An 8,983-nucleotide genomic window follows, 5' to 3' on the forward strand; every position below is an offset into this window, starting at 1 on the left:
CCCCGCGCCAATTAGCCCAACCCAGAACGCAGATCCGAGAAATGCAGCCAAACCCATTGAAAAGCGATCGCTGGTGGGACGCACTTTTAAAATTGCTAACGCTGCAATTCCTAGAGAAGCCGCCGCAAAAAAAGACATTGCACAGTGAAGTTTAGCGTGGGGAAGCCATGCTGGGTTATTCATATGCCCGTTTGCCAATAAAACTGCATCCACTCCAATTGGGATGATCAGCGTTGACAGTGCAGCAGCACTCAGCAGCCCCTTGGCAAATTGTGGTTGAGCCATAATGAGTTTTTCTCATGTAGATTGCATTCAACTAGGCAACATCGTCGCCATCATCTTTTCGAGTGCTTTTGGATCTTTGAGTAATTGCGCTGCCATCTCTATTTTGTCACGCTTCCCAGTGTTAGAAATACTGGGAAGTTCAGTTTCTTTGCGTACTGATTCTTGCTTCAATGAATCCTTTAAGCCTTCGCCAGTTGGCTTTAGCAACTTTCCATTGAACGATTAAATGCAGCGCGATGAATGCTAGGAATGTGTAGGAAAGCCAGAAATGAAGTGCCCGACCGAGTTCAACCATCTTCGCATCCTGCGGAAATACATCGGGTAGCACTAATCCAAAAAACTTGACCCCGTTGGCTCGAAAGGAATTAGAAAGAAGAAACCCTGCGATCGGGACTGCCCACATAAAGATATACATCAGCGTATGCAACGCAAAATTCTTGAGCCATTGCAGAGAAAACTTAGGCTGCCGTTTCGTGTACTTCTTCCACACCACCTGGAGCAAGGTGAGGATGCGCCAAGTCAGAAGTGCCATCGTCAATACCCCGATCGATTTATGAAAGTCGTAGAGAATGTCTCGAAAGTCATTTCTGGGCATCTGTGACATAAACGTACCGACAACAAACAAAACCAGATAACAGCTTGCCATCCACCAGTGAACTGACATCAACCGTTGGAAAGCAGAGTTGAGCCTGGGCTTCTTAGGTACAGTCTGCAATGAACTCATAGCGGGTTTCTCCCTTAATTTCGCCTCATTATGATCGGTTCCCGTTGAAGATGATTAACTGGGCAGCATCGTTGCCATCATCTTTTCGAGTGCTTTTGGATCTTTAAGCAACTGTGCTGCCATCTCTTTGGCTTGTTCTCCAGGATAGACATCTTCAACTTCATCGATCACGGCTTGCAAGGCTTCTTGAGCAACAACTTTTGGAGACACTTTCGGTGGTGGAAAGTTTCTACTTACTTCTGTATCGACCGTCCCAGGCATCACACCGACAACCAACGTACCTTGCGCTGCCAACTCAGCCCGAACACCCTGAGTCATTAATATTGCCGCAGCCTTAGAAGCACAGTAGGACGCATTCATGGGAAAGTTAACTTTTCCGAGAATACTGAGCATGTTGACGATCGCTCCACCGCCATTGTCCTTTAACACTGGAGCAAAAGCGCGACACATCGCGAGCGTACCAAAGTAGTTCACTTCCATCTCGGCTCTAGCACTAGAAAAGTCAGTCGCAGAAATAAAACCCTTGAGCAAACCGATTCCAGCATTATTAATCAAAAGAGTGACATCCCGGTAGGTTGCTGCTGCGGTGGTTACGGACTGTTCATCCGTAATGTCTAACGAAATTGGAATAATCCGCTCTGGATCAATCGCAACGATGTTAGTCAGAGAATTTAGGTTCCTCGCCCCTGCATAAATCCGAGAAACACCTGCTGTTCGCAATGCTTCCACATAATATCGACCAATGCCACCATTTGCTCCTGTTACAAGAGCGATTGAATTTGTAACGTCCATGATTTCTCCTAGAATGATTAAATGCCTACAAAATACTACCGTTCATTTGAATGGTCTATTCGTTCACCCATCGCGAATTATCCGAAACCAATTATTCAAGCACGTCTGCGATGTCATGCAATATCAATATCAATTAAGGGCGGGAGGCGAAAGTTTTGGTGCAAGTTCTGGAGCGGGCAACATGGGTAAAGGTTCTTCAGAGGTTTGCATATCTAGATTCTGTGTGTAAATCACTTGATAGAGTTGGGGTTCTGCCTTAACAACAAGCCCTTGAAGACGCTTTAAATGATCGGCAAACTCAGGGCTATTTCGCATCGCGACATAATCTTCTACCGATGCAAAATTAGCGTAGTTTGCAGCTCGTGTCCGATCAAGGCTAATGTGCAGATTGGCTGTATAACTGCCTGGGAATTGACCTTTCAATCTCTTGTACTCGGCAACTTGAGTAGAAACAAACTGCTCAGTTTTTTCAGGATCTAGTGTAAATATGTTGATGAGAACAATTCCATCGCCAACTCGGATAGGGTTGACCGGGAATCCATTTTCTAGTTGCAGGTTATCCATGAATCCATTCCTTTAATTTGGGTTTGAGTTAGTTGATTTATGGGCTAAATGCTTTGCATCAGGAGGATAAAGCCAGAGCTTAAACAATCGCGTTACCTGAGGCATAATGACCCAAGTCATCAACGGCATCATGATGGCAATGCTTACAAGTGTTGCTAGCCAAGCAGGGAGTCCATTTGTGATTGGTTTCAGCAGAATCGGCATCAGAGAAATGACTGGATAGATACCGATCGCGCTAACAATCGCAGTTTTCCATTTAGGGGGTGGAAGTGCATTCGGCACTTCAGGCAGAACGAACCAGGCTTCTAAACCATTAACCCGCAAAACTTTTGGATCGCCTATAGTGAGTGCATCTGCCCTAGCAATCCAGCCCTGACAAATGGGAGATTCTTCCCACTCTTGCAAATGAACAACGGTGTCGAAGCGCAGGATCAGTTGCCATGCACCACGCTTCGTTGTGGGATATAAAACTTCACCTCCTGCATAGCCCGGAAAGGTACTAGCTGCAAGAATGACACCTCGCACTGCCTCTTCAAATACAGATTCAAATCCCGGCTTAACGTGCCGAGTAATCGCCACAACTCCAGCAGGAGACTTTACCACTGTCAAAATTTCCCCATCCAAGCGCCATGAACTAAAATGTAAGTGCTTGTTATTAGATATCTTCCCTCCGTGTTTCGCATTTAAGATAAGCCAACCCAAATCGTTTTATTTTGGAAGTAAAATGATAAAGTTTATTTTCCGCCTTACCTCAATACGAAACCAAGCTTAGCAAAGATTTCTGCCGAGTCAAAATCTTGTTAGAAAAATCCAGATTAATCATTGATTCTTGCCCCATTTATTAGAATCTTGCTATGAGGCTGGACATCAAAAGTGTTTCGGCACAATCAGCTCATTAAATTGGTTTTGACATCGCCTTGACGATTTTAGTGACTAAGCTACGTGGCGTGAAGCGCAGACTTTGAACCATCAGCCAGTTTACAATGCCTGGGATGTACACCCTCTGACCACGTTGCATGGCTCGATAGCCTAGAGCAGCTACCTCCTCTGCGATCGGGAGATTCTTGTTTTTGACGAGCGCCGAGGCGTGCATATCGGCTTTGTCTTGGAAACCAGAAGCCGTCGGCCCGGGACAGAGCGCCGTCACGGTGACACCTGTCCCCTCAAGCTCAGCGGCAATTGCTTCTGAGAAACTCAGGACAAATGCCTTGGTGGCGTAATACACAGCCATGTATGGGCCAGGTTGAAATGCAGCGGTTGAGGCAGTATTAATAATCTTGCCGTTGGTAGCCAGGAGGTCAGGCATGAAGAGCTTCGTCAATACGACGATCGTGTTCATATTGATCTGCATCATTGCCAGTTCCGATTGTAGAGTCGAGTCTTTGAACTCGCCAAAAGTGCCATAGCCTGCATTGTTCGCTAGTGCGCTCAGCATGAAGCCACTGTTCTTGATCTCCTTGTACAAGTTGGCGGCTCCTTCATGGGATTCCAAGTCGGCGGCGATGACAGTTGCGGTGATGTTGTATCGTTCTTTCAGATAGGCAGCTTGAGACTCCATTTTGCTGAAACTGCGCGCCGCCAGAATCACGTCATAACCGTCTTGAGCAAAGTTCTCGGCGAGTGCTTTTCCAATCCCTGATGAAGCGCCTGTAATCAGGGCTATTTTGTGGTTACTACGCATAAAAAATATCCTTGGTCGTAAACGACAGACAAATGGCAACCAATCCAAAAATCACGAGAGAAACCCTGAAACTAACTGATTGAATTTTTGAGGATGCTCAATCGAACTCCAATGACCACACTCTTCAATAATTTCCAACCGAGCATTTGGAATGATTTTAGCGGCATTCTGAGCATGGGTTACAGGAACCATCGGGTCTTGTCTACCCCAAACAATTAGGGTCGGAGCCACAATAGTCCCTAATCTTTCAGTAATCGACTGGTGAAATTGTCCCCAGATGTTGAAGTTTGAACGACCGACGTTTAATGTTGCTTCTGACGCGCCAGGAATCGTCGCCATTTGATAAAACTCCTTGACGATCTCGTCAGTAATGAGGTTTGAGTCATAGACCGCCTGCTTACACAACATTGCCACACCCGATTTACTTGGCGAACTCAATAATCTGCCTAAACGTGGAAACGTTGAGATCCGCAACAGAAAATTGATTTCTTTACCTAAACCAGCACTGCCAACCAGAATAAGTCGATCAACTAACTCTGGAAAGTTCAGCGCAATGGTGAGTGCCACTCCACCACCCGCAGAAGTTCCAATCAAGCTCGCTTTAGAGATGTCTAAAGCCTTCATGAAATCCCGCGTGAACTGCGCCATGAAGTCAAAGGTGTAATCAGTATCCGGTTTATCGGATTGACCCGCACCGACCATATCAAACGCATATACACGATGATGAGTGGCTAATTCAAAGATATTGTGCTTCCACAACTCAATATAACCGCCGCCACCATGAAGCAAGATGACCGTGTTGCCTGAATCACCAGTTTGCCAGTATCGGGTATTCACTGAACCGACTTTGACATATTGGTCTTGCAATTGATCAGTACTATTCATCAAGCCCCCTTACCTAACATTGCGGGTACGTCAATTTCCTTAATACAAGTAGCTCGTGACAAGGAGAGAATGCAATCAATAATTCTTAGAAGATCTGTTAGAGGAATTGCCTCACCGCCTGATAGATTATCTGCGGCAAGATCAGCCAAAACTTCGGGTGTGCCGACATTGCCAGGATTAATCACTGTGACACTGATTTGCTGCGATCGCAACTCTTCACGCAATGAATGCACAACACCCCGCAACCCGAACTTAGAAGCACTATTAGCAACCTCTCGTCCTGGGAAATTATCCCGACCGGAGAGCGCACCCATAAAAATGATTTTTGGATTATCTGATCGTCGGAGGGCAGGTAGTAAAGCTTTAACCAACCGAATCGGAGCCAATAAATTCACTGCAATCACTTGGGTAATGTCCGCATCAGAGCAATCTTCAAACTTGTACTGGCTAGTAAACGCATGGGTTTCCCAAGTGCCTCCCATGTATAGGAGTGCATCTAAAGAATCTTCCCCGATCGCTTTTGCCACTGTTTCCACACCCCCTATGTTAGACAAGTCTGCCTGAATCCACTCCCCGATCGGCGACTCTGTGCGAGAAACTGCTAGCAAGCGATCGCACTGAGATGATAAATGTTCAGCAACGGCAAGCCCAATGCCACGGCTCGCGCCAGCCACAAGAATCGTCTTGAACGACATATTATGTTCTCCTGTTTAATTGAAACAAAAACCGAACTTGGTAATTCCTGGAAATTCGAGATTAAATTGTTCGGCGAAATACTCGGCGTGAAAGGTTTGGTATGGCTTAAACCCAATAGACTCATAGGTATGACGAGCCACATCGTTCCCATTGATGACCATAATTCCTGCGTGAGAATGCTGCTGCGATCGCCCTTCCTCTAGGAGCGCTCTGAGTAGCACTTTTCCTAATCCTCGACCTCGTGCTTCTGGCAAGACGGCAACATTTTCAATAATCCAAGGTGCTTGAGGGGTTAGAAAAAACGGTCGCAAATCGCCACCCCAAAATTGGATATAGCGATCGCGAAAGTCCGTTTCAATATCCTTAGACCAGTTCAAATCTTTTGCGATCATATCCAGATGGGATAAGCGCAACGGGCAGTAATCTTCCAAGTTTGGTGTGTAACCTGCTGCCCCTGCAACCGGTTTTCCCTGTTCCTCCACAATCAAGAAATCAGTCACATTCCCCCAGTTAGAAGCACCTGCCCTCAGTTCCGCCTCAATGAATTGCAATGCGCTTGTTCCAGTACCTTGCAAAATGTCCTCCCAAAAGCAATGATTCAAAGGAGGTAAGGAAGCTTCGTACTCGATTCTGGCAAGAAAAGGAATATCCGCGATCGTGGCTTTGCGAGTGTTTAGAGTCGTTTGCATGACAGCCTCCTTGAGAAAAATCCCCATAAAAGATACAGTCTGTATGTATCTAAAATATCGACTCTTTCCAATCCTGTCAAGATACATACTGTATGAATGTCAAGCAACCTGCTATGCCCACTAAACTAACCAAGGCTGAACAAACCTTACGTACCCGCCGTGCCATCCTTGTTCGGGCGCGTCATCTCTTTGCAACCAAAGGGTATGCAGCCACCGGAACCGAGGAAATTATCAGCGAGTTGGGGATTACTCGTGGGGCGTTGTATCACCAATTCAACGATAAGCTGGGAGTCTTTAAAGCTGTGATTGCCGAAGCCTATGGCGAGATCACAGGCTACATCAGAAGCAAAATACAGCCCCTAGACAACAATTGGGAACAGTTGGTAATCGGTTGTCAGGCATTCTTAGAGATTGCACAGCAAGAGGAATTGCGACGATTGGTGTTCATTGAAGCCCCAGCGGTTTTGGCGGCAGACACCTTAGTCGAGTTCGACCAGTATGGGTTTGGATTGCTCTATGAGGCAATCCAGATAGCCGTCAAGGAGGGAAAGCTAAATACGATCGATGTGGAGGGCTTTGCTCATTTAGTAAATGGTTCGCTGAATGAGTTGGCAGCGTGGGTCGCGCAATCCAATGATCCTAAACGGTTAAAAACGGCTCAACAATTGATCGAGACGTTACTAACTCGGCATCAAGTCTGATGCTCTGATTGGTTATGCTGCGACTCAACGTGGTGTTTATCCAACCATTCTCGCCACGCAGTTCTATTTTTTGGCTTGATAGTGTCGATAATATCCATTAACCTTCACTCTATTTCCTGCATAACAACTCGATTGAGGGCATTATGTGTTTTTAGGTACATTCGATTGGTTAGACTTACCTTACCCACCCAATATTATAAAAAAACTCATCAGTATTGTGAAATGCGACATAGACCGAAACATAACTTGCAAGGCACAGCCAGATCACCCTCAGTAAAATGAAGAACGTAGCTCGTCGTTGGCCGATACCAACACAACAGGCTAGACTAGCAAATCCAACAGCAAGTCCAGCCACCGTATCTACTGCACCGAGAATTGGGCTACGCATCAAAAAGTAGATCGTGGTAAAGATGGCGAACAATACCCAACCAACTCCTTCAAAAATTAGGAACGTCCGGCGGCGTATTGAACGCTCTGGTAAATTTGCCACAATAGACAGAGCCATGAGCGAAGTGACATTTAAGAAGAGCCACATGGGGGCAAACAACCAATCAGGCGGTGAAAATTGCGGCTGCTCAAAGTTGTTGTAGAAAATCTTGTCACCACCATAACCGACTGGCAGCGCACTCACCAAGTTCGCAATCACGAAGATGACGAGGGCGTGCCACCAAAGGAAGACACGACTTTCGATGACGGGCTTAGGGTTGGTTTTAGTGTCGCTCATTTCTGTTCTGGTGTTAGCTAACTAAGGTACTGATACATCAATTGCGAGAAAAAGTCTAATACCTAAGCCGACTCAATTATCCGCATAACGCTTGAGCTAAGCCGCCCCGCGTCGGGGTCGGCTTGAACGAATGTTAGGCCGCAATCACGCTTGTCTGGAAGTATTGCACAACCTCTGTCAGGTCTAGGGCAACGTAATCCTTGGTATGCGACTCCTCAAAGTGACGTTTGAATGCGGCTTCATCGTCAAATCTCTCCCATAGTATTAAGCGGAGAGGAGTTGTTGTGTCTTGATGAAGCTGAAATATGGAACAACCTGGCTCTTTGAGGGTCTCGGCGCATAAGATCGTTAACGAATCTATTGCCTCTTTGGCCTGAGATTCTTCTTTGATGCGAAGTTCGGCGGTAATGTAGTAGCCAGGAGAAAAGTTACTCATATTAGGTTTTCCGTTGTATGTAGTTGCCGCAAGAAAGTTTGAAAGAAAGTCCGATCTGGAATTTCTACCTTGCTGCCTAAATTCTCAAACGAGCGGCGGCAAGCAACCTTGAACTCAGTCATTGACCCTCAACCGTCTGCTGCATTTGATTGATTATGCTGCTCAACGTTGCAAAGCTTTCAACCCAAGGTTGGGAAATAGCTGACTCGTAACAGCGAACTGCACCCATGCACTTGCTAAGGTTTCTAAAGTGCGTGCTACCAGAAGATTACCTGCATCAACTGGTTTGTAACCGCAGTCTTCAATGAGACTTGCAGCGATTTGTTTTGCTTCAACGTCGTCACCACAGTAAAAAACGCTAGGAAAATCAGCACCGAATTGTCTTGAGTCTGAAGCAATAATTTCAGCAAATGTAGTATTGAATGCCTCAACAACTTTTGCATTTGGTAGAAGTTTCTGAATGGTTTCAGCAACAGAAATTTTTAAGTCAGTCGCTAGACCGATCGTCTGCCCCGTGAAGTCTGGCTGAATTCCACTCACACAAGTAATGACAATTTTTCCATCCAAAGAGCCAGCCGCATGAATGACCTCTTCCAATGCTGGCAGCCAAACAGCTAGTAAGATAATGTCTTGTGCTGCTGCCTCTTGAATTGTTCCTGCTTTTGCAGTCGCCCCTGCCGCTGTTGCCAGCTCAAGCAGCTTATTTCGATCTCGTGAGTAAGAAAAGACGACTTCATGTCCTGCCTTTGCCCAAAGTTTACCCAACCCAGCACCCATGTTGCCAGCACCAATAATGCCAATTTTCA

At 46.0% G+C, this 8,983-nt stretch carries 13 protein-coding genes; 1 reads left to right on the top strand and 12 read right to left on the bottom strand.

Translation table 11 applies throughout. From position 1 onward, the window contains the following. The 9 genes from JGK36_RS32185 to JGK36_RS32225 all read right to left on the bottom strand — a co-directional run. Nucleotides 1-285, bottom strand: a 285-nt coding sequence (locus JGK36_RS32185) for a hypothetical protein (protein ID WP_293199192.1), incomplete at its 3' end; no start/stop codon positions are given. Nucleotides 286-424: 139 nt separating this feature from the next. Further along, nucleotides 425-1,009, bottom strand: coding sequence for a cytochrome b/b6 domain-containing protein (locus JGK36_RS32190; protein ID WP_293186960.1), 585 nt, complete (start codon nt 1,007-1,009; stop codon nt 425-427). A 54-nt stretch (nt 1,010-1,063) separates the two neighbouring features. Further along, nucleotides 1,064-1,801 carry an SDR family oxidoreductase gene (locus tag JGK36_RS32195; RefSeq protein WP_293186961.1) on the bottom strand — a complete coding sequence of 246 codons (738 nt, stop codon included), beginning with the start codon at nt 1,799-1,801 and terminating at the stop codon, nt 1,064-1,066. Nucleotides 1,802-1,930: 129 nt separating this feature from the next. Beyond that, nucleotides 1,931-2,365 (bottom strand): hypothetical protein, encoded by a 435-nt coding sequence (locus JGK36_RS32200; RefSeq protein WP_293186962.1) that lies wholly within the window; start codon nt 2,363-2,365, stop codon nt 1,931-1,933. Between the two features lie 12 nt (nt 2,366-2,377). Next, nucleotides 2,378-2,968: an antibiotic biosynthesis monooxygenase gene (locus JGK36_RS32205; RefSeq protein ID WP_293186963.1), complete on the bottom strand. Its 591-nt coding sequence runs from the start codon at nt 2,966-2,968 to the stop codon at nt 2,378-2,380. Nucleotides 2,969-3,260: 292 nt separating this feature from the next. After that, nucleotides 3,261-4,046: an SDR family oxidoreductase gene (locus tag JGK36_RS32210; protein ID WP_293186964.1), complete on the bottom strand. Its 786-nt coding sequence runs from the start codon at nt 4,044-4,046 to the stop codon at nt 3,261-3,263. A gap of 51 nt (nt 4,047-4,097) precedes the next feature. Beyond that, nucleotides 4,098-4,931 carry an alpha/beta fold hydrolase gene (locus JGK36_RS32215; RefSeq protein WP_293199194.1) on the bottom strand — a complete coding sequence of 278 codons (834 nt, stop codon included), beginning with the start codon at nt 4,929-4,931 and terminating at the stop codon, nt 4,098-4,100. Continuing rightward, nucleotides 4,931-5,626, bottom strand: coding sequence for an SDR family oxidoreductase (locus JGK36_RS32220; RefSeq protein ID WP_293186966.1), 696 nt, complete (start codon nt 5,624-5,626; stop codon nt 4,931-4,933). The genes JGK36_RS32215 and JGK36_RS32220 overlap by 1 nt, the downstream gene beginning before the upstream one ends. Before the next feature lie 15 nt (nt 5,627-5,641). Then, entirely contained in the window at nt 5,642-6,316 is a 675-nt protein-coding gene (locus JGK36_RS32225; protein WP_293199196.1) for a GNAT family N-acetyltransferase, read from the bottom strand. Between the two features lie 92 nt (nt 6,317-6,408). On the opposite strand from JGK36_RS32225, the gene JGK36_RS32230 reads away from it, so the two are divergent. After that, on the top strand, nt 6,409-7,017 hold the full coding sequence (locus tag JGK36_RS32230) for a TetR/AcrR family transcriptional regulator (protein WP_293186968.1): 609 nt from the start codon (nt 6,409-6,411) through the stop codon (nt 7,015-7,017). A 175-nt stretch (nt 7,018-7,192) separates the two neighbouring features. Here JGK36_RS32230 and JGK36_RS32235 read toward each other — a convergent pair whose 3' ends face one another. The 3 genes from JGK36_RS32235 to JGK36_RS32245 all read right to left on the bottom strand — a co-directional run. Continuing rightward, nucleotides 7,193-7,741 carry a TspO/MBR family protein gene (locus JGK36_RS32235; protein WP_293186969.1) on the bottom strand — a complete coding sequence of 183 codons (549 nt, stop codon included), beginning with the start codon at nt 7,739-7,741 and terminating at the stop codon, nt 7,193-7,195. Nucleotides 7,742-7,874: 133 nt separating this feature from the next. Next, entirely contained in the window at nt 7,875-8,177 is a 303-nt protein-coding gene (locus tag JGK36_RS32240) for an antibiotic biosynthesis monooxygenase (RefSeq protein ID WP_293186970.1), read from the bottom strand. A gap of 162 nt (nt 8,178-8,339) precedes the next feature. Continuing rightward, nucleotides 8,340-8,983, bottom strand: a 644-nt coding sequence (locus tag JGK36_RS32245; RefSeq protein ID WP_293199198.1) for an NADPH-dependent F420 reductase, incomplete at its 5' end; no start/stop codon positions are given.

Source organism: Microcoleus sp. PH2017_35_SFW_U_B, from assembly GCF_020737865.1.
Classification (GTDB): Bacteria; Cyanobacteriota; Cyanobacteriia; order Cyanobacteriales; family Microcoleaceae; genus Microcoleus.

Excerpts from the sequence above, each read along its gene's own strand:
- JGK36_RS32240 (WP_293186970.1), bottom strand. The coding sequence starts at position 8,177 with ATGAGTAACTTTTCTCCTGGCTACTACATTACCGCCGAACTTCGCATC.
- JGK36_RS32235 (WP_293186969.1), bottom strand. The coding sequence starts at position 7,741 with ATGAGCGACACTAAAACCAACCCTAAGCCCGTCATCGAAAGTCGTGTC.
- JGK36_RS32200 (WP_293186962.1), bottom strand. The coding sequence starts at position 2,365 with ATGGATAACCTGCAACTAGAAAATGGATTCCCGGTCAACCCTATCCGA.
- JGK36_RS32215 (WP_293199194.1), bottom strand. The coding sequence starts at position 4,931 with ATGAATAGTACTGATCAATTGCAAGACCAATATGTCAAAGTCGGTTCA.
- JGK36_RS32190 (WP_293186960.1), bottom strand. The coding sequence starts at position 1,009 with ATGAGTTCATTGCAGACTGTACCTAAGAAGCCCAGGCTCAACTCTGCT.
- JGK36_RS32230 (WP_293186968.1), top strand. The coding sequence starts at position 6,409 with ATGAATGTCAAGCAACCTGCTATGCCCACTAAACTAACCAAGGCTGAA.
- JGK36_RS32195 (WP_293186961.1), bottom strand. The coding sequence starts at position 1,801 with ATGGACGTTACAAATTCAATCGCTCTTGTAACAGGAGCAAATGGTGGC.
- JGK36_RS32210 (WP_293186964.1), bottom strand. The coding sequence starts at position 4,046 with ATGCGTAGTAACCACAAAATAGCCCTGATTACAGGCGCTTCATCAGGG.
- JGK36_RS32225 (WP_293199196.1), bottom strand. The coding sequence starts at position 6,316 with ATGCAAACGACTCTAAACACTCGCAAAGCCACGATCGCGGATATTCCT.
- JGK36_RS32220 (WP_293186966.1), bottom strand. The coding sequence starts at position 5,626 with ATGTCGTTCAAGACGATTCTTGTGGCTGGCGCGAGCCGTGGCATTGGG.